18 protein-coding genes and 1 tRNA gene are annotated in these 22,988 nt (G+C 47.2%); 9 read left to right on the top strand and 10 right to left on the bottom strand.

All coding sequences use genetic code 11. From position 1 onward, the window contains the following. Positions 1-6: 6 nt before the first annotated feature. Positions 7-231 carry a DUF1127 domain-containing protein gene (locus IYN85_RS17915; protein WP_196160304.1) on the top strand — a complete coding sequence of 75 codons (225 nt, stop codon included), beginning with the start codon at positions 7-9 and terminating at the stop codon, positions 229-231. Between the two features lie 1,096 nt (positions 232-1,327). Here IYN85_RS17915 and IYN85_RS17910 read toward each other — a convergent pair. Beyond that, positions 1,328-4,054 carry an ImpA family metalloprotease gene (locus tag IYN85_RS17910; protein WP_196160303.1) on the bottom strand — a complete coding sequence of 909 codons (2,727 nt, stop codon included), beginning with the start codon at positions 4,052-4,054 and terminating at the stop codon, positions 1,328-1,330. 406 nt (positions 4,055-4,460) lie between these two features. Here IYN85_RS17910 and IYN85_RS17905 point away from each other — a divergent pair, with 406 nt between their 5' ends. From IYN85_RS17905 to IYN85_RS17885, 5 genes are all read left to right on the top strand, one after another. Further along, positions 4,461-5,882, top strand: a complete 1,422-nt coding sequence (locus IYN85_RS17905; protein WP_196160302.1) for an MFS transporter — start codon at positions 4,461-4,463, stop codon at positions 5,880-5,882. 89 nt (positions 5,883-5,971) lie between these two features. Beyond that, positions 5,972-6,292: a hypothetical protein gene (locus IYN85_RS17900; protein WP_230390833.1), complete on the top strand. Its 321-nt coding sequence runs from the start codon at positions 5,972-5,974 to the stop codon at positions 6,290-6,292. Positions 6,293-7,129: 837 nt separating this feature from the next. Next, positions 7,130-7,534: a YacL family protein gene (locus IYN85_RS17895; protein ID WP_196160301.1), complete on the top strand. Its 405-nt coding sequence runs from the start codon at positions 7,130-7,132 to the stop codon at positions 7,532-7,534. 28 nt (positions 7,535-7,562) lie between these two features. Further along, positions 7,563-8,666, top strand: a complete 1,104-nt coding sequence (locus tag IYN85_RS17890; RefSeq protein WP_196160300.1) for a site-2 protease family protein — start codon at positions 7,563-7,565, stop codon at positions 8,664-8,666. A 5-nt stretch (positions 8,667-8,671) separates the two neighbouring features. Then, positions 8,672-9,310: a PolC-type DNA polymerase III gene (locus IYN85_RS17885; RefSeq protein WP_196160299.1), complete on the top strand. Its 639-nt coding sequence runs from the start codon at positions 8,672-8,674 to the stop codon at positions 9,308-9,310. Positions 9,311-9,667: 357 nt separating this feature from the next. On the opposite strand, the gene IYN85_RS17880 is transcribed toward IYN85_RS17885, so the two are convergent. From IYN85_RS17880 to IYN85_RS17870, 3 genes are all read right to left on the bottom strand, one after another. Then, positions 9,668-11,035, bottom strand: coding sequence for an SPFH domain-containing protein (locus IYN85_RS17880; protein WP_196160298.1), 1,368 nt, complete (start codon positions 11,033-11,035; stop codon positions 9,668-9,670). 264 nt (positions 11,036-11,299) lie between these two features. Continuing rightward, positions 11,300-11,743, bottom strand: coding sequence for an inner membrane protein YiaA (gene yiaA, locus IYN85_RS17875; protein WP_196160297.1), 444 nt, complete (start codon positions 11,741-11,743; stop codon positions 11,300-11,302). Positions 11,744-11,959: 216 nt separating this feature from the next. Next, positions 11,960-12,790: a hypothetical protein gene (locus IYN85_RS17870; protein ID WP_196160296.1), complete on the bottom strand. Its 831-nt coding sequence runs from the start codon at positions 12,788-12,790 to the stop codon at positions 11,960-11,962. 46 nt (positions 12,791-12,836) lie between these two features. Between IYN85_RS17870 and IYN85_RS17865 the strand changes: the two genes are divergently transcribed. Continuing rightward, positions 12,837-13,199: a hypothetical protein gene (locus IYN85_RS17865; RefSeq protein ID WP_196160295.1), complete on the top strand. Its 363-nt coding sequence runs from the start codon at positions 12,837-12,839 to the stop codon at positions 13,197-13,199. Between the two features lie 553 nt (positions 13,200-13,752). On the opposite strand, the gene IYN85_RS17860 is transcribed toward IYN85_RS17865, so the two are convergent. The 3 genes from IYN85_RS17860 to IYN85_RS17850 form a co-directional block, all read right to left on the bottom strand. After that, complete coding sequence (locus IYN85_RS17860) at positions 13,753-14,229, bottom strand: JAB domain-containing protein (protein WP_196160294.1); 477 nt, start codon at positions 14,227-14,229, stop codon at positions 13,753-13,755. Between the two features lie 147 nt (positions 14,230-14,376). After that, positions 14,377-14,694 carry a hypothetical protein gene (locus IYN85_RS17855; protein WP_196160293.1) on the bottom strand — a complete coding sequence of 106 codons (318 nt, stop codon included), beginning with the start codon at positions 14,692-14,694 and terminating at the stop codon, positions 14,377-14,379. A 984-nt stretch (positions 14,695-15,678) separates the two neighbouring features. Next, positions 15,679-15,754 (bottom strand) — tRNA-Thr (locus IYN85_RS17850). Positions 15,755-15,908: 154 nt separating this feature from the next. On the opposite strand from IYN85_RS17850, the gene IYN85_RS17845 reads away from it, so the two are divergent. Next, positions 15,909-16,697 carry an ABC transporter substrate-binding protein gene (locus IYN85_RS17845; protein WP_196160292.1) on the top strand — a complete coding sequence of 263 codons (789 nt, stop codon included), beginning with the start codon at positions 15,909-15,911 and terminating at the stop codon, positions 16,695-16,697. Positions 16,698-16,905: 208 nt separating this feature from the next. Here IYN85_RS17845 and IYN85_RS26490 read toward each other — a convergent pair whose 3' ends face one another. Next, entirely contained in the window at positions 16,906-17,379 is a 474-nt protein-coding gene (locus IYN85_RS26490; protein ID WP_196160291.1) for a DNA mismatch endonuclease Vsr, read from the bottom strand. 99 nt (positions 17,380-17,478) lie between these two features. On the opposite strand from IYN85_RS26490, the gene IYN85_RS17835 reads away from it, so the two are divergent. After that, positions 17,479-19,062, top strand: a complete 1,584-nt coding sequence (locus tag IYN85_RS17835) for a DNA cytosine methyltransferase (RefSeq protein WP_196160290.1) — start codon at positions 17,479-17,481, stop codon at positions 19,060-19,062. Here the strand turns inward: IYN85_RS17835 and IYN85_RS17830 are convergent. Together IYN85_RS17830 and IYN85_RS17825 are read right to left on the bottom strand one after the other, a co-directional pair. Further along, entirely contained in the window at positions 19,055-20,437 is a 1,383-nt protein-coding gene (locus IYN85_RS17830) for a hypothetical protein (protein ID WP_196160289.1), read from the bottom strand. The genes IYN85_RS17835 and IYN85_RS17830 overlap by 8 nt on opposite strands. Then, entirely contained in the window at positions 20,437-22,590 is a 2,154-nt protein-coding gene (locus IYN85_RS17825) for an ATP-binding protein (RefSeq protein ID WP_196160288.1), read from the bottom strand. Before IYN85_RS17825 ends, IYN85_RS17830 begins: the two co-directional genes overlap by 1 nt. Positions 22,591-22,988 lie beyond the last annotated feature (398 nt).

The raw sequence follows: 22,988 nt of genomic DNA, 5'->3' as shown, positions 1-22,988 counted from the left end.
ACGACCATGACCACACAGCAATACATCAGAAATTTTAAACTGAACAGCCATGGACTGAAGGCGTTTTTTGCCAAACTGAAGCACAACCTATATTGCCGTCCACGCACCTGCCTGAAGGACCGGGCAGAGTATAAAAAACTGGCCGCATTGCCAGACTATTTACTGCGGGACGTTGGTATACGGCGCGGTGAGATCAACGTAAAGCTGGACAAACCGTTTTGGTGGAGTTGAGCAATGAGGTGGGATCGGGGTTCCTTCGTTTATGGAGGCGACCCCGAATAGTACTTACTTAAGCTTGTTCAATGGTATTTGCATCAATGTGTGATTTGGTTTCGCTGAGTTTTTTTACTTCAAGTTTTAAGGCAACTCTGATTAATTCGAATCACCTCAGTCCTATCAGATCGAAGGATGAACGAGGCGTGTGTTGCAGGGAATGGCGAGTCCTTTTCAAAACACACAACAAAGCTCAGTTATCGGTCTGAAGGACCCGGAGGGCGGGGCTGAAATGACAAATTTCGTTGTTAAGTCCTTTGCCAAGATAATGAATATTGCCTGCAGAACTTGCCTCGATTTTGCGCATTTCTTCACCCGCTGAGGTAGATAGCAATTATTCAGAGGTGCCTTAAATCTGTTCCGAAGACTATGATTCCGTTTTTACCAAAAGTTCTCTAAGAGAATTTTTTCTTTCAAGGGGAGATCCCCTTGCACCCCCCTTTGTCGCCCGCTTTGGTTTTCTTCCATAACGGACACTTTCTTCGAACGGTCGCTTGAGCGTGCGTCCCTGCACGCGCGGCGCTTACAAGGGCATCCATGCCCTTGAATCCGTTGCGATGTGTCTGTCATGTCAGCCAAAGCAGATGCGACGAAACAGTTATTTACGCCAATCTTTGGTACATAGAATTTAGAGGTTGGTTTTATCTATCGAGAAAGTAGCTCTTGCCGCGGTTTTATCCGCCTTTCAAACGACCACGCGAAGCAATTTGCGTCTCACAGGTTGTTCAAGCAGGGATGCTTGAACAAGTGAGCCGGCCAGGGAAGGCCGTCGCGAACGACCTGTCGAAGACGAAATTGAGAAGTGTGATTAGTCGTTTGTGGCGGCGGCTGGGATTGTTAAGGGCCGAGCCCGAATCGTCGGACCGGTTCGGTCCTTGACGGCGAAAAACGCCCAACGAAACCAGGTCACTGCATGATGCAAACGCTGAAGATAAAAACTAAATACGCTTAAGTAAGTGCCATTCCGGCACCCTGTTGGAAAAAATCAAACCTCACCGCAACTTCAGCTAAAAAAACGAAACCGGCCAGTATCAACTGGCCATAACATTCCGCATCAGTTCGGCCATGCAGTGGTGCCATCGACCGCCAACGCGGGCTGCGCCATCGACAAACAATAATCACTGCTGTTAGCCGGGGCATAAAAGGTGCGGCTGACCTGCGTCAGCGTTGCTGCAGCAACCTGGTTCGCAGCGACGGAGGAAACAGTCAGTCCGTACATATTAAAGTAATCGCGAAAATCCAATTGCAGTGCGCTGGCCAACGCCAACAACAGGAAGTCGTTGTTGTTATTGGTGATGTCTTTGGCTTCGCTAAAAGATATTGCCGACAGCCCCAACTGATCACGCGCGGCCAACCAGGCGGTTTCATTGCTGCGTGCGCTGTCGAACGCGCGCGAGAACAGATGCAACCGTGGCAATGTGAGCCAGCCATCGGTCAGCGTGCCTTGTTGCTGCGCAATCATAAAAAATTGAATCATGATTAACGCGCCATCGCTCCAACCGTTAATGTCTGCACTGTTCATAAACGCAAAAGCGTCGGCGGAGTTTTGCGCGGCCTGCAAAAGGTTAAAGTGATTCTCAAACGGCAAGCCCTGGCACTGTGGTGCGCGACCGGTGCGTTGGTAGTACTGGCTCTTACTGTAATACGAATAAAAATTCGTGGTCGCGTGCCCATCCCGCCCTTGCGGTTTGAAGCGGCCATTTTCCAGGCCATGACCAAATTCGTGAATATCGCCGTGACTGATCGGGTTAAACGCCCAGTAAGCATCGTAAGGATTACCAGAACAGCCATAGCCACAGGTGGCTTGATCGGCGGTCATGTGTTTCACCACATCAACGGTCGGTACTGTCAGCCCAATGGCATTTGCGTAGGTGAAAATTTCCGCTTTCTGTTCCACGTATGGGCCTGTAAAACCAGCCAACACGTGTGCCTGGTTGTATAAGTTTTCCATGGCCTCGCTGGCCACCACACTCGGTGTTGAGAAGTTCACATCAGACAGCGTATCCAACATTTTGCTGCGCGACGAATGCACTTCGAAACGTTCGGCGGCAATTTCAGCCCAATCGTATTCGTCTTTCGCCAATGCTGCTAAAAAGTCTGCGTCATTCATGCCGGTCGTCCAGTACGGATGCAAACCGATGCCACTGAATTGCAATTCACTATCAATACCAGAGGCCGAAAACGCCAACTGAATCGGGCCACCGTAGGCGCTGGTAAACCGCAAAGTTTGCCCAGGTGCAATATGTACACCGGCGGTCTGTAAAAACTTTGGTCGGTTATAGCCATTGGTTTCAAATTCGTGCGTCGCGGCGGAACGCTGCGTATTTACGAACACGCGGATGTTCAAGTCCGTTGCATTATCAGTGCGTGTCACAGTCACAGTTTGACCGGGTAACGCGTACACACCTGCAGCACGGAAATTCGTTTGGCTGCTCATAGCCACGGTTTTGGTCGTGGGCGTAATGTGCGAGAAATCGGTGCGGCTGAAGTTACCTAAATCGTTAGGCACCGGGTTGTAATCGCGCACGTTATAAATGGCGTAATCTGCAAACAGTGCTTTGGTGAAGGCGTTAACATCGGTGGTGGTTTTATCCATTGGGTAGACCACTTGTTGGCGATACAAATCCCCCAGTAACACCAATCGCTTCAGAATACCGTAACCCTCTTGCTGAAAAATATTAACGCCGCTTTTTTCCAGCTCGCTCAATTTGCTTTTCAATGTGTTGGCCGCGCTTTTGAACTGATCGTTAAACGCCGTCACGTTGCCGCAAGAGCCGGTATCGCAACCGGCAAGATCAAAACTGAAATTGTTTTGTGCCAAACGTTCGGCCAAATCCACAAACTGTTGCAATTCGGTATCGGCAACCATGTCTTGGTAGTGCGTGTAAGTGGCGCTGTCCTGACTGAAATAGTTACCTGGGCCACCCGGACCCTGCATAGAAAAACCTAACGGCGCGAGTACATCGTCGGTTAATTCGGACGCATTCCAGGCATGCACATGCACATAGAGCGTTGGAATTTTTAGCTCAGCGGCGCGCGCCATAAATGCCTGTACCTCACTCTCAGTCGCTGTCGAAGATGACCCCACCACCAACAAATGAACGTCGCTGGTTAAACAGGTTTGCGCGTCGGCCGGTGCGCAATTCACCGTTACCGTATTACCAAAATGTGCCGCAAGCCAAGCATTGCTTTTATTTACCGTGTCGGTCGACAGCATCGAGGTCACTACATTGACCGATGCCGGTGTGCCGCCCACCAGCCAATCCAAAATGTTTTCCATCGGGGTTTGGTATTCCGCCAAGTTACCATTTTGCAGTTCAACCAGAATATTGGTTCCGAAGCCAACACTGCGGAAGCCGTTCTGCTCCCGTGCTGTGGCCAGGGAGCCGCCTTTTACACCGGTCAACAGCGAATAGCTGTCGGACAAGGTGGTGGCGTTGACGAACTGCGAGTGGCGCGACGGCACATAGTTGATCGAGTTTTCCCCGTAGATTCCGGCCAAAAACGTATTTTGCCCATCAATGCTGCTTTGAATCGACTGCGCCACTTCCGCTTCCACTTCGGCCAACGGTGCGTCAATGGCATCGGCATTGCCGTTCTGCAGTGCTTCACTGACTCCGCTGGGTAGGGGCGACTCGGTGTTGGTAGAGTCTATGTTGTCTTCGCTGTTATCCACCACGTCATTGAATTCCGGACGATCACCGTCCAGGTTCGTCAAATCACAGCCGGACACCAGTACGACGGTCAATACAGCGACAAGCCAAGGGGTTGATCTGAGCATAAAGGGGTATCTCCGCGACAACTTTAAATTTGGGAACGATGATGGTAAATGAACAGTCTGGTGCTCACCACGACAAAACGGCCCATAAGAACGACGCGCGATGCCATTCGTTTCTCGGTATGTTTCGTCTGAGTTGAGCGGCGGGCATTGTAAAAAAAATCGGCAGTCAGCGCTGCGACCTACTGCACAAAGATCGGCTTCCTTTCCGGTTATGACTGTCAATCTTTCTTTCCTGTGCCGGGCGTCTTCATCTTATGGTTAAGAGTGTCTTCACGCACGTCGTTCGATACGATCCGCGTCAGTTTGCTACACTGCCAATAAGGTCAACCTCAACGTGCCCCTCGTGCGCGCGTCAGGTCAGCCAAAACCGCCCTGAAAGTCACTCGTTAACCGTTTGTGGAGCGTCATGATTCGTTCGTTAGTCCCCCTCACTGCCCTGCTCATTTCCGATGCACTCATGTTGCTGGGGCATGGTCTTTTATTAACCCTGTTGCCGGTAACCGCCAGCAATATCGGGTTTTCTGCTGTACAGATCGGCCTGACCGGTACCGGTTACTTCATCGGTTTTGTCCTTGGCTGCTTGGTTACACCCTTTGTACTCAAACGAGTGGGGCATATTCGCAGTTTCGCCGTCCTGGCATCGCTGTACACCTCGGTGGTACTGCTGTTTGCCTGGAGTCAGAGTTTTCTCGGCTGGATGCTGTTGCGCTTTATGATCGGGATCATGATCGCCGGGCTCTATATGATTATCGAAAGCTGGTTGAACGAACGCGCGGAATCCACCAAACGCGGCTCTATTCTGGCGTTTTATTCCATGCTGAACCTGGTGATGATTACGCTCGCGCAACAGCTGTTGAACCTGGGCAGCGTCAGCTCCGTACAGTTATTTGCCTTAGCGGGCACGTTGCTGGCGTTATCGATTGTGCCGGTGTCCGTCACGCTCTCGCTTGCGCCGACTCCCATCAGCAAAGTCACGGTTGATCTCGCCAAGGTCTGGCGACATTCGCACATTGGTTTAATCGGCGCGGCCATTTCTGGCCTGGTCACCGGCGCCTTTTGGGCATTAGCGCCTGTTTATGCCAACGACGGTGGCTTTAATAACCTGCAACTGGCCAGCTTTATGTCTGCGGCCGTTTTGGGGGGGGCGATTTTTCAGATACCGCTCGGGCGTTTATCCGATCGGTATGATCGGCGGATTATTTTAATAGGCATCGCCGTCGCAGGTGTTGCCGGCTCGCTCGCCATATTTCTGGTGTCGTTTTCGGCGGTGTATGCCGGTGTCATGAGTACTGTTTCCGCCTTTCTTTGGGGCGCGGTGGCCATGACCATGTACGCCATTTGCCTCGCGCATGCCAACGACGGCGCAGACAGCGCAGACTTCGTGGACATTGGCAGCGCCATGCTCATCACCTATGGCGTCAGTTCCGCCGTGGGGGCGCCGTTGGCCTCACTGCTCATGCAAGTATTCAGCTACCATTATTTTTTCATCTACATGAGTGCCATGTTTGCCCTGTTTACCGGCCTATTGATTATGCGCCGTCAAGCCCACGTCTTGCCCGTGGTCGCCGAAGATCACGATACCTTCCAAGCCGTCGCCGGACTTACAACGCCCATGGCGTATAACATGGACCCGCGTGGCGACGACATGACCGAACCCACCACCGAAGCCGAATACGAACGCGAATACGCGGATGTGGATGTTGATTACCACGAGTTCATCGACACCCCAAACACAGAAACAGAAACAGAAACAGAAACAGAAACAGACAGTAAAACTGAATCCAAACCAGAGCCAAAAACAGATTCCGACAAACCCAAACAGAAGTAAAAAGCGGAATCCTTCTTTTATCCATATTCGGTGCACACTCTCTTTGCACACTGCGCAGTACTAACCCACAACGCAAAGAGAGTAACCCGATGAATCGTAAATCAGCTTTTTTAACTTTAATCGCCATCAGCTTAGTGACCGCTTTCAGTGTCACCCACGCAGCGGGCAACCCACCGTTAAAACGCAACGACCCGAATCGCCCTGTCGACAAAATTGCCGCCGATCTCAACATCGAAGAAGACGAATTCATTGAATGCTTCTGGAATGTAAACCCAGCACCCGGCGGCACCCAGCCCAGCAAAGAACGCGAAGAAGCCAACAAAGCCATCTTGCTGCCCTGCCTGCAGGCTGCCAACCCAGACATTACCAACGATTATCTTGATGAAGTGATGGGGCGGTATCGCCCTTAAAATTTCATTTTCATACGGTTGATCGGTTTGGTGGCGATTGGCCGTTTATTGGTTTTTTCTTTCCAAGAGAGCTTCCAGAATGGTACTTACTTTAGCGGAACTTGCTTATGTCTTCGGCATTTGCTTCATGCAGTGACATGACTTTACTTTGAATTTTTATTTCCAAGGGGGCAGCCCCCTTGAACCCCCGTTTGTCGCCCGCTTTGGTGTTCTTCCTTCATTGCCACTTTCTTCGAACGGTCGCTTGAGCGTGCGTCCCTGCACGCGCGGCGCTTACAAGGGCATCCATGCCCTTGAACCCGTTGCGACGTGCCAATTTAGTCAGCCAAAACGGATGCGACGGTTGGGTTATTTACGCCAGTCCTTGGTACATAGAATTTAGAAGTTGGTTTTATCTATCGAGAAAGTAGCTCTTGCCGCGGCTTTCTCCGCCTTTCAAACGACCACGCGAAGCAATTTACGTCTCACAGGTTGTTCAAGCAGGGATGCTTGAACAAGTGAGCCGGCCAGGGAAGGCCGTCGCGAACGACCTGTCGAAGACGAAATTGAGGAGTGTGATCAGTCGTTTGTGGCGGCGGCTGGGATTGTTAAGGGCCAAGCTGTTGTGGCCCTTGACGGCAAACATCTCCCAGTAAAACCATGTCACCGAATGATGCAAAAGCCGAAGATAAAAACTAAATAATCTTAAGCAAGCGCCATCAACACTGCCCTCTTGGAAAAACAAAAAACCACACTTTTTGTGTTCTCATTCATGGTGACCCATGAAATACCTTCGTACACAGTTCCTAACATTGCTTTTACCCAACCGGGTATGACACCCCCACGAAACCCCGTATAATGCGCCGACATTTTTCTACAGCAGTACCCAAGTTGGATTACGATTTCAGTTTTGACCACCACGACCGTCCGGTCGCGGAGTTTTCGATGGGGCATGAAGCCTTTGGCCTGTGGTTTTCAGAAGAGCTCGGTGCGAATGCCCTCAAAATCACGGCGTTATTAGATGCGGTGAACCGTCTTGAAAACCGAACAGCATTTGATGCTACGTTCAATTCGATGGGCCTGCAATTAACCCTGACCCAAGAAGACGCGCAGATCTGCCCGATGTTCGACAGTTTCGAGGAACTGCCAGAAGATACTGAACTGTCCGAAGACGACACCAATGCGGAGTGTGGTCTGGCAGACTTCAAAGCCGCTCTGCTCGACTGGCAAGCCTTTGTTGGCCTTAACGATTACGCTGCCTGATACACCACCAACCGGATACCCCAATTCAATGACCGTATTTGCAACACCTGCCATTATTTTCAACCACGACAACCTGACCTTAACTCTGGTTGGCGAGGGCGGCAACGGCCACGAACAACTTTTTGTCAATGGCACGCTGGTATCGGAACAACCGAACAGTGACCTGCATGGCAGCCACACCTTTCATTGGCAAGACCACAGCTGGCGTTTTCAGTTCCACATTCTGGCTGAAACCCGTTTGGCTCACTGTCAGCTCTACCAGGGCAATACACTGCTGCACGAAGCCGATGTACTGGTGGAAGCTTTTGAGTTCCAGGGCAGCGAACCTGAGCACGCGGCTGAACAAAGTGCCGCGCCCGCTGCACAATCCAACTTCAGTTTCGTGGCGCTCATTGCCATTGGCATGAAGCTGCTCAAAAGTGCGAAAGCCATTCAGGTGGCCTTAGTCGGTGCCAGTGTGGCGAGCTATTCGTTTCTTTTTGACTGGCGTTTTGCCGTCATTATCGTCATGGCGCTCATGTTCCACGAATACGGCCACATGCAGGCTATGAAAAAAATGGGCATGAAAGTAAAAGGCATGTACTTAATTCCGTTTCTGGGCGGCGCGGCGGTTTCTTCAGATCGCATTAAAACCCGCTGGGAAAATGTGTATATCTCGATGATGGGGCCTGTGTACGGGCTGATCATGACCATGACGTTTTTTATGGTGTACCGCTTCACTGGCCACTCGCTGGCAGCAGGGCTGGCGGCTTTCAGCGCGCTGCTCAACCTGATTAACCTATTGCCGATTATGCCGCTGGATGGCGGACAGGTCGTTAAATCCATCGCCTTTTCTATTCACAGCAAAGTCGGTACGGTGGTGTTGTGGCTGGGCATTGCTCTGGCAATTTTTATCACCTTTTATCTGGGTATGACTCTCTTTGGGTTCCTGGCCATTATCGGCGCGCTGGATGTTTTGTTTGGTAGCAATGAACGCAAGAACACGCACATTACGCCGCTCACCGGGACCGGTATTTTCGTGAGCACGGTTTGGTATGTCGGCACCATTGCTGCCTTGATCGGGATGATTCTGCTCATGGCGAACATGGGGTTGGCGGGCAGCCAAATTGTCACTGACATTTTGGGTTCGTGAATAACATGACGGCGCTAACAGATAACCCGACCCTGGCGAACTCGTTGATCGTACTCGACTTTGAGACCACCGGCCTGTCGCCAGACATGGGCGACCGGGCTATCGAAATCGGTGCCGTAAAAATTGAAAACGGTGTGTTAACCGAACGCTTTCAACGCTTGATGAACCCTGGTTTTCGCGTCAGCGGCTTTATTGAAAACTACACCGGCATCACCAACGCCATGCTCAAACAAGCACCGAGTTGCGCCGAAGCCATGGGTGAGTTCGCCGAGTTCATCGGCGACAGCAATTTGCTGGCACACAACGCCTCGTTCGATAAACGTTTTCTGGATGCTGAATTTACACGTTTGAAACGACACTACTCCGGCGAGTTCGCCTGTTCGTTACTAGTGTCGCGACGGTTGTACCCGGATGCGCCGAATCATCAACTCGGCTCGTTGGTGAACTACTGCAACATCCAAACCGACGGTACTTACCACCGCGCACTGTTTGACGCAGAGATGACCGCGCATGTTTGGCTGGCGATGCTCAACAGCATTACCGAACAGTACGGTTTTAGCGAGTTACCGTTTGCCGCCATCCAAAAACTGGCAAAGACACCGAAGAAAAACGTCGGCCGTTTTTTTGAAAAACTTCAGGGCTAGGGGCTGCCTGCTCGACTAATCCACGGCAACGATTAACAACCCGCGTTGCGCTCAGCACGTTGCATTCGACAGCTATTATTCGAAATCTATGCTGGTAAATGGTACCGCCAGGGTTAAATGGAATCCGAATTAATGTGAATCACAGTGTCTGTACCGCCCCAGGTGGCAATAAAGTTGGCTTGCTTCTTTGACGTGCGCGAATCCTGGTTTGAGTGACCGGTTTTATCAGACGGTAGTCCACCGCCCGGGCAATGTGGGTTCACCATGAAAGTGCTTGTGGTATATTTTTAGACAAGCTGTACGTTTAAAAGGAGCCAACCTTACGATCAGCTCCTTCTAAACAGGTTAAACCCCCAATTACTTTTCGCTATTCATTTCACGATTGTAATTTAAGCGTTTGGCGGCATCCAAGGTTAGCAATTGCATGAATGCCTTTGCCTCTGCATCACTACCTACTGGTGTTCCGTCGCTACTACCACCAAATACCGTGGAAGGAACCTGTCGCTTAGCAAAGGCATCGGCCCATAAACGTTGTATCTCAACTTCAGCGTCTAACTTCTGTGCTAACGCATTATCGGCTTCTAATATAACCCGCTTCTCATAAGCTTCCGCATCAGCTAGAGTCCGCTTTGTTTCAGCCTCTATCTTTGCTTTCTCATAATTGATTTGTGCCGTGTCTTTCGCAATAGAAGCTTGTTCTTTCAACTTATTAGCGTTGGTGATTGCCAGTTGTTTTTCAGTCTCAGCGTTAGTTGTTTGCTCTATCTGCTTAACTTTCGCTTGTGCCTGTCTCTCAGCAACTTCACGTTCACCTCGGGCAATAGCTAACAGCCTCTGCTCTTCTTCTTGTACTCGCTGTTCACGAGCGATAGCCCGGTCGGCTGATGCTTTTTGCTTTAACTGCATTCGCTCAATAAACTTCTGATTGGGTCGCATGTCTGTCACCAGGGCCGAAACAACCGTGATTCCGAAATCGGTAAAACGTTGAGACTTACGAATTGGCTGACCGTTCTCATCCAAAACCTTGTTTACTACAAAGACGGTTTTAGAATCTTCACCATATTCCTCTTGATTGGTTCCCAGTGCGGCATTTGCAGAACCCGCGACTTGTTTGTTACTGCGAACCGATATTTCCTCTCGCTTCACAAGAAAGATTCCGGAGTTCATTTGATTTTCAAACTCGGAATTAAACTCTGTACGCCCCCCAGCGTAATACTCTTCTGCTGCCATAAGGGATGCGTTAGCTTGCAAAGTTTCTTTGAACGCAGGCATTAATGAAGTACGTAGTAGATTCTCAGGAGACCTGTATTCATGCGCTAACTTTAAAAACATTTCAGGTTCTGAGGGAATAGAAAATCGAACCGTTGCCTCAGCATGAGCATCTACCTGATCAAGAAACATAATGCTTAACGGGGGCAATGTTGCCGATGCATTATTCGAGTCACTTTCAGCAGTAATTCTACCACTACCGCTGTCTTGTACTGCTTGCACGGTCATTGCGCGCTTCCAAGAGTTGTAGCGACCAAAAGGATAAAACTTATACCCAACATCTGTCACAACCTCTTCGCTACCGGTCAGAGTTCGTACGTGATAGATATAGCCAGGCTCGGCATAGAAGAACGAATTTGACAAGACAAATGCCAACAACCCAATAAAGACGGCTGACACAGTTATCGAAAAAATTGATTTAACACTAATATTCTTTAGTCCAGGTTTGATTTCCATATTTTTCTCTGTTTCCTTAATTTTGAGATGGTATATGTGAAGTATTTCGGGGAGCGTTGGTGTGAAAAATTAGGCGACGGAATTCTACCCAAATCACCATTAGATGAAAACCAAAATACAAAGCAGCCGTGGATTGGCCGCAGGTTTACAGAACCTCTCCTACAGCCATTGGTTTTTACCTGAGATTCAACGACAAAAAAAACACCTATCGAGGATAGGCGTTTCTTTCTAGCGAATATTGATCAAATAGTGACTGCTTTCTGACTAGAGGCTAATTTTGCGGCTATCTTCGACAGCGGAATCGCCACCTGAGTTGATTGAATCGCGGGTGTTCTTCTGAACAACAACCACACTAAACAGACTCAAGATAAATGAGATGCCATAGAAACCCTTTTCACTCAGTGCGAGATCAGCATTGATCAACCCAATAATTAACAATGCAATTGACGCTGCCAACGCAAACCAACTAACTACGATGTATATTCCGGTGACGTTTATCCCTTCGGCCTTATCACGGACCGATTTCTGAATAGAAATAGCTGCATACAAACCCAATAGCAGGACAGCGAGGTAAAACCCCTTTTCGTTTAATTGCATAGTTGCGTTCCACAAGCCAAGTAGAAAACAGGCAATGCCGATAGCCAAAGCTCCCCATGATGCGCCAACAAAAGGAGTAGATGGTTTAATGAGCTGAAGTTTATTGTTCATTGGGTTGTGACCTTAGTCATACATTTGAATGCGCTGAGGGTAACAAAAGAGCCCTGTGGATATTTATAAAATTTTGATGGTATAAAAAACCACTACCAAGGGTATAGCAATGCACTACGCCAAAACCCCTGAGGATTGCCTGACATGCCTAAACAACCGATTGGTAACTCACCTCGTTAAGGGTAAGAACGGAGTAATACCCTTTCGCTGAAAGAGTTAAATCCTTTGAGTAAATAACTGCAGATGATCAATATCCGTCGGAGTTAACTCGTACATATCTGACGAGGGCGTGGCAAAAAAGAACGACAACGTCTCCCACGGAATACCCAACCGGCGCAAGCGGTAGGAAATGGCCAACGACAACAGATCGCATTCCGCCAATGCCGTGATGTTTAACCGTGGAAACTCCTGTTGGTAATACACATCGTGTACGCCGATCACAGGCAACGCCCCCACCCCTAACCGGCGCTCGCTGGCGGCGAATAAAATCGCGCAACTGGAATAACAACCCAACGGCAAGACACCAGTACGATGCTCCACCACAAACCCTTCCGCCGCACACAATTGAATACCCTGCGCCTGCACCCATTTCGCCATATCGATGGTGGCAAACACGCTGCCACCGGGAGAGTTCAAACACAGGGTTTCAAATGGCCGCCGCTGATACGCGCGCTGCAACACCAACAAACTGATGTCACTCATGTACGCGGAACTGAGCAACGCCACAGACTTCTGCGTGCAACGCACACCGGAACGATCACAAGCGACGCCATAATCCACCCGATTTCCGGTACCACTATTGGTGCTAACCGAGAACTCAACATCATCTTCCGACGCAGCGGATTCGCCATAGGGCAGAATACGAATCGGCGCCATTAACGCATAGCTCACCAACAACACGCCCACCAACGCCACCAGCACCGCAGGCAACACATTGCGAACAGACAAGTCTGGTGGTTGGTTCGGCTCCGGCGGTGGGCTGGGCGATTGAGGGCTTGGCGATTGAGGGCTTGGCGATTGAGGGCTTGGCGATTGAGGAAACGTCATAACTGTGCCAGTCAAAGGAAGGGATTATCGGGGGTTGGGGAGGCGTTTGGCAACGTTGAATGACAGGAATGTCTGTTCGTCATCAAATAACTGGCAGAAATTTTCGAGCGCCTTCGTTTCGATTTTAACGACTTCACCTCTGGTGAAGGCCGGATCAAAGGAGCTGCCCGAATGGTACTTACTTAAGCTGACCTGGCTTATTTTTTCGGCATCCGCGTTATACAGTAGCAAGGTTTTATTGGGAGATATTCGCCGTCAAGGGCCGGACCGGTCCGACGATTCGGGCTCGGCCCTTAACAATCCCAGCCGCCGCCACAAACGACTGATCACACTTCTCAATTTCGTCTTCGACAGGTCGTTCGCGACGGCCTTCGCTGGCCGACTCACTTGTTCAAGCATCCATGCTTGAACAACCTGTGAGACGTAAAATGCTTCGCGTGGTCGTTTGAAAGGCGGTGGAACAACCGCATGAGTCGCTATCTTATTGGATATTTCTAAAATCGATTTCTGTCACATAATCTTTTGACTAACCACTCGAAAGCCATTACCGACATCGGCGCAAATAGCCATTCCGTCGCATCTGCTTTGGCTGAATTAATTGGCACGTCGCAACGGGTTCAAGGGCATGGATGCCCTTGGAAGCGCCGCGCGTGCAGGGACGCACGCTCAAGCGACCGTTCGAAGAAAGTGACAATTAAGGAAGACCACCAAAGCGGGCGACAAACGGGGGGTCAAGGGGGCTGCCCCCTTGGATAAAAAAAAACACCACGCATCGCCATCGTGGTAAATAACTACTTACCCAATTTAGTCTTTGTTGTCGCTCCAAAACTTCGTATAAAACAATGTCGACAAAGGCGCTTTCAGCCTCTTCTTCGCATCTGCATTCGCTGACTAAATTGAAACGTCGCAACGGTTTCAAGGGGTTCACCCCTTGAAAAGAACCTTCCAATGAAACCATCTCACTACACAAACCCTAAGCCCGTTAACGATGTAATCGTTCGTTCCCGCTCACCCTCTTTCCCCTGCGTGATGACAAAAACATCATCCAACCACAGCGAATAATCAAACAACGCTTGCCTCAAATGACTGACCTTTACCGACTGCTGATCGCGCGCGGTAAATTCACTCGCTGGGTGGCAAACCACCAGAATCAGCCGCGTGGCGTTTGCCTGAATCACATGATTCAGTATGAGCCGTGGTGTTATGGCTTTCAGAGAGAACGGTTCGGCGAGCAGGGTTTTGGTTTCAATGAGGTGTTGCGTGGTGGTGAGCATAATGCCGTGCACGCTCGGTTTTTGTGTGTGGTTGAATGTGTTTGCTATGTATTGGCGGGCTTTTGTGTCGGTATCCAACAACACCGCGTTGGGTTTTTGAAACAAACTTTGGTGTTGTTGGGTAAACAACAGTTCTTCGTCGTCGAGGTTGATTTTTTTATACATGATGAGCCTCACGTATGCGACACGTAAAACGGTCGCGTGAATGAATCGCGATTATCGTTATCATGCTTTAGAAACCCTGCCTGCGACGCGCGCAGGCAGAGCAAGGCGGCTAAAGCAATGTGTTGGGTTGTGTGCAGGCTGAACTACTTAACGCCGTGGGTGTTCCTCACTGAGCGTTTGTATGCTGAGCACGTCAACCGAACAGGGCCGTAGCCGCTCCGATTCCGGAAAAATACCGCTGAACCACACCACGGCAAATTGCAAGCGCCACCAAGGGGTGCTGCGCAAATACGCCAGATGGGTTTCTGTGTGGGTGGGTTGGGGTTGCCATTGGGTGTGGGGTTCGCAAGACGATTCCGCGTCAGAAAGGCTCTGAGCGGCGCTGTTGAGTGCGCTTAGTGTGTCTTGGGACTGAAATTTTTCTTTAGCCGAGTGGGACTCTAGCTTACAATGATCTTTAGCCATTATTGATACTCTATATATCGATTTTGGTTAGCTGCCCCGGAGTGTTTGCCGCACTCTTGGGTAGCGCTTAGTTTTTCTGCTTTTGTTTTACCTCGTTCGCCCTCCTTAAATTCAAAAATCCAAACCGTATAAAACACCGAACGGAATAGGCACGCAACTTCTATTTTATTGCAGTGAATTATTTGTGATGGGCGTCATAAAAATTTTTTGGTTGGTGTTTTTCGGCGCGGTTTTTTTTATTTCATTTGAAAGTTTTTTTTAAAAGCAGGTAGACAATTAGGATAGTAAAAAACTATTCCAAATGATCACCTGCTCATTCTCATATTTAATTGCGCCAACGCTGAGAATGCGGATTACTCATTAAAGTTTTAAATGCATTTCACTTCAAAAGAGCTTCGTTCATCAGACTCACAAGACGTGTCTTACTGAGCAATCCAGATTATTTTGACAATGCATGTACTTTGCAGAAAATTTCAAATACTTCTGCATATCACCGTTTTCAAACTCTCAGTCACATTCCCATAACGTGGCTCCACGCCCTATTAAGTTACCGCAATAGCGCTCTAAATTTTGAATCGATAAAGGGACCTTTTGAGCTAAAAAAGAAAAGCTCAACCTTGGTCCAAGAACGGCAATTTTTGATCTATTAAAAGGACGGATGAAGATTTCCTTATGGGTACTCTCATTGTTCGAACGGCTGGGGTGGTGATATGGCGCTACGAGGACTGGTGCCTGCTCCTGCAAAGGACTAATCTCAGTTGAGCTGGCACGGGATAGAAACCCCCAATAACGGGAGAAGAACGCTGGTAATCAAAGACGACAGGCAGTTACCGGTAGATTTGAAACCGAATCTCTTTGACTTGATAGATTGATCACTGATCGAGGACACTGTGTGGACAGACGACCCGCTGGAAACTGAGTCAAATTAACCCTTCAGAAAAGCAAAACCCCCGCGCCCTGAGGGCTGCGGGGGTTTCTAAATAGTGGTGCCGACACCACGAGTCGAACGCGGGACCTACTGATTACAAGTCAGTTGCTCTACCAGCTGAGCTATGCCGGCTAACGGAGGCGAACTATATAGATGTGTTTTTTCCTCGTCAACAACTAATTGATAACTAACGATATTTTTTTAGTTTTGGTCAAAAAACAGCCTACTGACACATCTGATATTGTCCACTATACTCCAAGCAATACGCGCAATGAGGCGGCAGAGTGTGATTCATCGGGGTTTTCGGAGGCTATTGTTCTGCATTTTGCTGTTTTCGGCGGTTTTACCGGCGTTTGCGCACGATTCCTCTTACACCCTTTGCTATGAAGACCAGCCCGTTCCCCCTTTTATTGTGCCGTTTAATGGTTCGATTCACGAACTGGGCAATGGGATTGTGATGGATTACATCAACCTAGCCGCAAACGCCGTCGATATGACCGTGGAATACCAACCCTACCCCTGGAAGCGCTGCCAGCTATCGTTAAAAAACGGTTCGGTGGATGGTGCGTTTGTCTTTGTACACGACACAGACAGGGAGAACTGGGCCGTTTTCCCTATGACCGACGGCAAACCGGATGATCGCTTCGTTTATTTAAGCCAATACGTATTTTTTGTGGGTAGAGAAACCACCCTCACCTGGGATGGCACTGCATTGACCCCGGCCGATGCGCTGGTGCAATCGGTACCCGGTTATGTGGCGGAAAGCCGGTTAATAACCATGGGGTTTAACCCTGTGGTGAGCCTGCAACCCAAAGAAGCCTTGCCACTGGTCGCCAATGGCCGGTTGGACGGCTTCGTGATGGATTCGGTGGTCGGCCAAACCTTGGTGGACCAGCTCGGTTTAACCAGCAAAATAACCACGTTGCCGCTGCCTTTTATGGTACAGCCCTGGTATGTGGTGTTTTCCAAGCAGCATTACAGTGAAGATGCCGAAACCATCGAGGCGTTTTGGACGGCGTTGAAGCTCATTCGCGAGCAACAGGGCGAAGCGATTACCGCACAGTACATGCGTTGAATTGTGCTACTTACCGGTCAGCCTGTTTTGGTTTTGTACAGATGATTCTGTTGAACTCACTCATGGCGTGGTCTGCTGTCAAGGAGAATTCCATAGCTTTTAACGAACAGGAGTTGCAAAGGCGGAGGACTGTTTGTATCCGGTGGAGATTACTCTCACTATAAAGATACTAACCATTAAACAGTGCGGACATGACACTGCATCCACTTTAAGGCATGGGCTCAAGCTCAAGGAGATTTTTGTCGCTTTTCAAGAAAGACTTCACTACTTCCAGAAAATCCTCTTCACCCACTCGCCCCTTTCCACGGATAGCAAATTCCCATATCACTAAAACTCGCCAGCCATTTTTCAACAATTCCTCGACGTTTGTTCTATCTCTTTCAGCATTACTATTCAGCTTAAGCCGCCAAAACTGCTCTCTTGTACCTGGCCACTTAAAATCTCTGCACAAATGCCTATGCCAGAAGCACCCATGTATAAAAATCACACAGTCATATTTAGGCAACACCAAATCGGGCTTACCAGGGAGGTACCGTTTGTGCAGCTTATAATGTTCGCCAAGGCGATACCTGTAGCCCTCTGCAAACAGACATTTCCTTACCCACAACTCAGGCTTAGTGCCTGATCGATGGATAGCCCTCATATTTCGACTACGAGTTCCCTTATCATGAACATCAACCATAAACCATCTTTCTAAGATTCTTATAAAAACACTTAACACCTAGCAACTTTGGCCATCCCTGGTATCATTCGCACCTACTCAAACTGTGCGATTACATTTATGCCAATTAAAGTTATAGACCTGTTCTCTGGTCCTGGCGGTTTAGGTGAAGGATTTTCCAATTGTAAAAATCCAGATGGTAGTACTGCATTTGAAATAGCCATTTCAATAGAAAAGGAAAAGAGTGCTCATGCAACCCTAAAGCTTAGAGCATTTTATAGGCAATTTGGAAAAAATGTGCCCAAAGAATACTATGACTTCATGAAAGGAAAGCTAGGTAAGTCCCCAGATGAAAAGCTTTACTCATTGTTTCCCGAACAATTAAGGAAAGCTGAAACTGAAGCCCTATGTTTAACTCTCGGCAAGCAGAATAAGACGATCTATTCCAAAATCCGGAATGCTATTGGCGAAGATAATTGTGTTCTAATCGGAGGCCCCCCATGCCAGGCCTATTCTTTAGTAGGGCGTTCTCGCAACATGGGCATCAAGGACTACAAAGCTAATGAGGATCATCGAAATTACTTGTATCTCGAATACTTAAAAGTCATCGCTAAATTTCAGCCAACTATATTTGTCATGGAAAATGTTAGAGGCATGTTGTCCGCAAAAGTAGATGGACAACCAATTTTTGACAGCATATATAGAGATTTAAAGAATCCATGTTCGGCAGCCAACGTCCGCCCTGAGGGGCGCAGGAAAAAACATAAATACAAACTGTTTTCTTTAGTTTCACCCAACGACAATGCTGAGGAACATGACCGAAACCCGCAAGACTTCATTATATTCTCTGAACATCATAATGTGCCTCAAAGGCGACACCGAGTTATCATTCTTGGCATCCGCGAAGACCATGCACATAAATGGAATGATTCGTTACTTCTGACGAAAGGAGATCGAGAAATATCTGTAGGTGATATCTTAAAAGGTTTACCAGTCCTACGCAGTGGATTATCAAAAATAAATAACCATACAGCGGAAGACTGGATAAATGAAGTCTTGAACATAAGAAAGAAAGTTCTTCCAGCCCTTAAAAAGTCAAAAGACATTAAGCACAAGTTAGTAGCACAACAGATAGAACGGATTATTCAGGAGTTTGTTATACCAGAGCATCAACAAGGAAAACTATTTGGGTTAACTGCAGCCCCTGTTAATACAGGTAATACCGAATTGGATAAATGGATACATCAGCCCAATTTGGGAGGCTTCATAACAAATCATGAAACGCGAAAACATATAACCAGCGATCTTTATCGCTATTTATTTTGCAGTGCATGGGCAATGGTCGCGATAAGGGAAGGCTGGAGTTCAAAGACACCAAAATCCAATGACTACATAAAAGAACTCATACCAAACCATGCCAATTTCTCATCCGGAAAATTCGCCGATAGATTCAGAGTCCAGGCTGAATGTGATGCGGCCACGACAATTACAAGTCACATATCCAAAGATGGCCATTACTATATTCACCCGGACCCCAATCAGTGCAGGAGTTTGACTGTCAGGGAAGCAGCACGTATTCAAACGTTCCCAGACGATTATTTTTTCGTTGGCAATAGGACAGAACAGTACGTCCAAGTAGGGAACGCAGTGCCGCCATATTTGGCACTGCAAATTGGGACAATTGTTAATACGCTATTCAATTAAAGCTCACAATACCAGGTCGAGACGAATGCTGAGATGCTTTAAAAGTAATCTCTGTAAGAATCTGGTCTTTAAGTCGGAAAACCGCTTTCCCTAGCCACTTACATGAGCTCGGAACAACTCCGATATGGTACATGAAACTCACCTTTACTATGTATTCCTTTCCATTAATGATTAGCTGCGGAAGCCGATAGATTCCAGCGTGTGCAACATTACTTTGATTGTCACGAAAATATGTATGACTTATGTGCTCTATTGGTATCAATACAGATAGAAAGTACCTATGAAATTTTGTCTTCCGCTGTGCTTGATCGCACTCTGCCGACAATTCTAGAAACCCTATTTTCAAACTCTCACGGACTTTTTGCCGCTCGTCTTTTGTACCAATAGCACAATTAAGAAACTCTTCATTAAGGATCACCTTAAGATCTTTACCAAAGTTTTCTTTCACCTTACTCTGTTTCTTAGCGTCATCAAAATATTCCGGGGAAAGCGCTACCCACGTCCCTCTCTTTTGAACCGAATTATCCACTAAGGAATCATCTATATGATAAAAAGAATTAAGGTGTGCTTTTAAGTCTGCATGTATCATTACCTTTTTACCAACATTTGGGACGGCAATACCCCACATTGTACCGTCAGTTGGCTCGTAGGCATCTCGCAGATGATTGTGTAATACGGGCTCTAATCCCAATTCTATTGCTACCCCTGGGGTATCCTTAGCATTTTTTTGCCCAAGAGTCTCATTTCCAATTATGGCAAGCATATTTTGAAGATTCTCTTTAACTTTAGACCTAAAAAATGAGTCTCCAGTGACCTCTTCCGGCTTTGGTCTTGCTAGCTGATACAATGAATTGATCGTTCCTTGAGCTGCATTACTTACTTTATTTTCCCAATTACATACTGCATGAAAGATATCTCCCTCTTCAATTAAACTCTTAACTTTTTCGCTCAGATTAGATTCATTCCCTTTAAATTCCGCTTTATCTAACACCCCCCAATACAGAGGAAGAGGAACTTCCTGATAATACCTTTGCGCTAAAAGCTCCATCACACCTTCAACCTGGCTCGAATTTTTCGACCAAAAGAATAAAATATACGGCCCCAAGGGGTTCAGTGTCTTTAGTACCTCTGCAATTGGTGCGACCAAATTCTTAGCATCAACTTGAAGCTCTTGTAAATTCAAGTCGGTAATAATTACCCTAGAATTTACACGTTCAAGGTTCACATGGTCTATTCCTGACACATTTCCAGGATCAGAATTATCATATTTAATGGGTAAGCATGGGTAGCCCACTCGAAATAGACTTTTCTGTAGTTCGTCCAAATCCTCTTGCGTGTCGTCAATTAAAACGACACCTTGCAAACTTGCCAACATCACATTTCCTTCTTAAATATCATTACAACTGCAGCACCTTGGTATGCGTCAGGAAGTTCCAAATCATCAGGACTACAAATCAAAAGGCTTCCACCTATTGACTCCATCACTTTATCTGCATAGTACAAGCCTACCCCCATACCGCCTGGACGTGTTGTTTTAAAAGGTTGAACTGCTTCTTCGGCTGCAAGGCTAAATCCTGGGCCGTTATCCATAACAACCAGAGCAGGCCCCTCCTTAAACCAAGTTGGCAAGCTATCTATCTTGATTGCTGGTTGATAACCACTTCCAATCTCTTCCGCTTTCAGACACGTCCAGTGAATTGCATTGTCTATTAAATTTGAGAGTGTTGCTTGAAGAAGACCAAACGGGGCAATAACTTCAAATGATTCGCTTTCATCTGTATTAATAGGGCAGGATAGAACTACATTATGATGGGTAAACCTGTGTTGATTTAGTCGAGAGATTTTCTGAGTAAGCGCCTTTATATTGAACGTCTTGTGCTCGTTCCTACGTAACAAAGGAGCGAATCCTTCAAGCAATTCGGCTAAGTGCTCAGCCCTTTTTAAAAGGGTTTCATAATCATCTGACTGTCGAATGGAAGCATTCAAATCTTCAACCCCGCGCTCAACTTCATGAAATATTACTGCTAGGTTTATGCCTGCTATGCCTGAACTTATAGTCACTTCTCTCATTTGAAGGTAGTCAGTTTCAATCTGCTTTACCTTGTTGCCAATCTCATCTTCTAATCCATGCTTCTTAATTGATTTTTTTATTTCGTCAATGCTCTCAGAAAATCTAGCAGTTGCAGGTGATGTATCTTCTGTATCACCCTTTAGATATTCTGTTAGAGCTATTCTGTCTTCTCGGTGGGTCAGGTGAAAATTTTCAACAATACTTGTAATCACCCATCGGAACCGCTTAAAGGTGTCATTATCATCAAAACCTTCACGGTTAGTTTTCTCTTTTAATCCGTAACTCCACTCTAAATCTAGATCAATACCACCGATCACCATGCCCGAATCAATTTTTAAACCTGGCAAATTAATACGCCCTGCATTTAGACCAAGCCAATCATCGTTTGATTCTCCATAGTTAAACACACGAATACCATCACGATAGACACGCAAGCCAGATTGTTCCGCTAAGTAATCCTTAATTAGCTGGGGTGAACCTACTGCATTCAGTACGGTCGCGGTTTTTATGTAAACATAGAACTTTCCGGAAATACCTCCGATACCTTTCAAGTCTTCAGGCTGAAGCAACAATGACTCCCGCACAGTTTCATCCCGGGCAACATTTTCTTCTTTAGTTGGCTTTAAAAGTTCAAGTTTCACATCATCTTTAGATATTTCGGAACTCGCAAGTTCTTTGAATATACGCGGGGGATTAAACTCATAGGAGTATGAAAAATTCGCATTTTCATCGATTAAGAAATCGTAAGTCCACATTGCTTTATCGAGGATATCACCTGCATCCAATAAGTCAGATATGTCCTTTTCTCGGCCAGGTACACTGAGCCGGACATCAAAGTCAGATACAGTTTTGAATGGAGATATTAAACTTGTGAGGAGCCTTTTCAAGCGCCTTAGATCACCGCGAGTCCAATGAATATTATTCAACTCACCAATTTCAATCCGAGTTCCTGTTTCATCCTGAAAGTACACTGGCTCACTTAAAGGTGTAATAGAGACTCTTGTATCTTCTATATACTCAGCGTCTTCAATGAGTCTTGGCCAATTTATCGAAATTTTATATTCAACTGAATTTTCGGCTCGAGTATGTATTGTTAACTGGCTACCTAGTTTATGGACAGCAAGCCGCCCAACACCTTTTTCCCCTAATGGAAGTCGATTGAGCTTAGGTGTTCTGACTTTATTTTTGCTTCGCTTACTGTCTGTGCCAATTTCCATCCACTTGTTTAAAATATCTTCTTCGGTCATGCCGAAGCCTTTATGGTCCCAAATAATGATACTGGGATATTCTTCGTGTAAATTTAAAGTCACATCCACACTGGTGGCATTCGCATCATATGCATTCTTTACTAGCTCAAATACAGCTAGGCGATCATCCCCAATTAGTTCATCACCTAGTAACTTCAGAAGATGGGCATTTGCTCTAAATGGTCTTATTATTGGTTTATTGCCTTCCATTTTCGCCTATATCCTTACTATTAAATTGTTTTTCGTTCCAGCCTACAGTCAATGTTACTGGCGTTAAATTCATAGGTATGATTCGAATCCAAGCCTCGCAGATTACGAGCTACCCAGGTAACAAGCTCATATCTCGATAGTCCTATTGTGTACCCTCAATCAATCGACGTTAGTGGACGTAAAATCTAAGCCCACACATTGTTCAGAATTTTATGCTGCCATATAAGCAAACTCTTATAATCGCTTACATGACCAATAACAATAACCATCGAACATTCAGTCTTTTGATACTAAACCACCATAAGCCAAGCACTGCTTAACCGGTACGGGACCTGCCACATTCTGCGATTTTTCCCAGTTCCACCCTGGGTACTGTCCCGGTTCACCCTGGGTACCGT

The sequence above is a fragment of the Reinekea sp. G2M2-21 genome, assembly GCF_015687175.1.
Classification (GTDB): domain Bacteria; phylum Pseudomonadota; class Gammaproteobacteria; order Pseudomonadales; family Natronospirillaceae; genus Reinekea.
The sequence above is the reverse complement of the archived record's forward strand: the minus strand, read 5'-3'. Positions and strand labels throughout refer to the sequence as shown.

What these genes read in the sequence shown, in the direction of transcription:
- IYN85_RS17910 (WP_196160303.1), bottom strand. Translation starts at nt 4,054, where the DNA reads ATGCTCAGATCAACCCCTTGGCTTGTCGCTGTATTGACCGTCGTACTG.
- IYN85_RS26490 (WP_196160291.1), bottom strand. Translation starts at nt 17,379, where the DNA reads ATGGTTGATGTTCATGATAAGGGAACTCGTAGTCGAAATATGAGGGCT.
- IYN85_RS17900 (WP_230390833.1), top strand. Translation starts at nt 5,972, where the DNA reads ATGAATCGTAAATCAGCTTTTTTAACTTTAATCGCCATCAGCTTAGTG.
- yiaA (WP_196160297.1), bottom strand. Translation starts at nt 11,743, where the DNA reads ATGAACAATAAACTTCAGCTCATTAAACCATCTACTCCTTTTGTTGGC.
- IYN85_RS17825 (WP_196160288.1), bottom strand. Translation starts at nt 22,590, where the DNA reads ATGGAAGGCAATAAACCAATAATAAGACCATTTAGAGCAAATGCCCAT.
- IYN85_RS17830 (WP_196160289.1), bottom strand. Translation starts at nt 20,437, where the DNA reads ATGTTGGCAAGTTTGCAAGGTGTCGTTTTAATTGACGACACGCAAGAG.
- IYN85_RS17870 (WP_196160296.1), bottom strand. Translation starts at nt 12,790, where the DNA reads ATGACGTTTCCTCAATCGCCAAGCCCTCAATCGCCAAGCCCTCAATCG.
- IYN85_RS17905 (WP_196160302.1), top strand. Translation starts at nt 4,461, where the DNA reads ATGATTCGTTCGTTAGTCCCCCTCACTGCCCTGCTCATTTCCGATGCA.
- IYN85_RS17855 (WP_196160293.1), bottom strand. Translation starts at nt 14,694, where the DNA reads ATGGCTAAAGATCATTGTAAGCTAGAGTCCCACTCGGCTAAAGAAAAA.
- IYN85_RS17880 (WP_196160298.1), bottom strand. Translation starts at nt 11,035, where the DNA reads ATGGAAATCAAACCTGGACTAAAGAATATTAGTGTTAAATCAATTTTT.
- IYN85_RS17895 (WP_196160301.1), top strand. Translation starts at nt 7,130, where the DNA reads ATGCGCCGACATTTTTCTACAGCAGTACCCAAGTTGGATTACGATTTC.
- IYN85_RS17885 (WP_196160299.1), top strand. Translation starts at nt 8,672, where the DNA reads ATGACGGCGCTAACAGATAACCCGACCCTGGCGAACTCGTTGATCGTA.
- IYN85_RS17915 (WP_196160304.1), top strand. Translation starts at nt 7, where the DNA reads ATGACCACACAGCAATACATCAGAAATTTTAAACTGAACAGCCATGGA.
- IYN85_RS17860 (WP_196160294.1), bottom strand. Translation starts at nt 14,229, where the DNA reads ATGTATAAAAAAATCAACCTCGACGACGAAGAACTGTTGTTTACCCAA.
- IYN85_RS17890 (WP_196160300.1), top strand. Translation starts at nt 7,563, where the DNA reads ATGACCGTATTTGCAACACCTGCCATTATTTTCAACCACGACAACCTG.
- IYN85_RS17835 (WP_196160290.1), top strand. Translation starts at nt 17,479, where the DNA reads ATGCCAATTAAAGTTATAGACCTGTTCTCTGGTCCTGGCGGTTTAGGT.